This is a genomic window from Pseudomonas sp. SIMBA_067, from assembly GCF_046534675.1.
Classification (GTDB): domain Bacteria; phylum Pseudomonadota; class Gammaproteobacteria; order Pseudomonadales; family Pseudomonadaceae; genus Aquipseudomonas; species Aquipseudomonas putida.
The window spans coordinates 1-260 of record NZ_JAWRYH010000707.1 but is presented as its reverse complement, the minus strand read 5'-3'; the positions used below and the strand labels follow the sequence as shown (position 1 = coordinate 260).

Sequence of the window (260 nt, the reverse complement as noted above, 5' to 3'; positions counted from 1 at the left end):
CCCCGAAGCACTGCCGTTGGCGCCATCCGAACGGGTGCGGAAATAGCGCAGGTCAGTCGTCAACGAGCTGTCATCAGTCAACACCAGTGTGTGATTGAGACCGGCGAACTGTTGCAGGTAATAGTCTTCGAGCTGACCGGCGTAATACTGCATCAGCAGCGAATCGGTGGCGCGATAGTCAGCACCGACAAAGTTGAAACGGTCACTCTCCTGCGTGCCGCCGCTTACGGCCATGCCCGTGAGGTCGGTCGAAGCCCGGC

At 59.6% G+C, this 260-nt stretch carries 1 protein-coding gene; it reads right to left on the bottom strand.

From position 1 onward, the window contains the following. The coding region (locus SB765_RS30980; protein ID WP_410932669.1) for an OprD family outer membrane porin at positions 1-260 on the bottom strand (260 nt) is incomplete at both ends.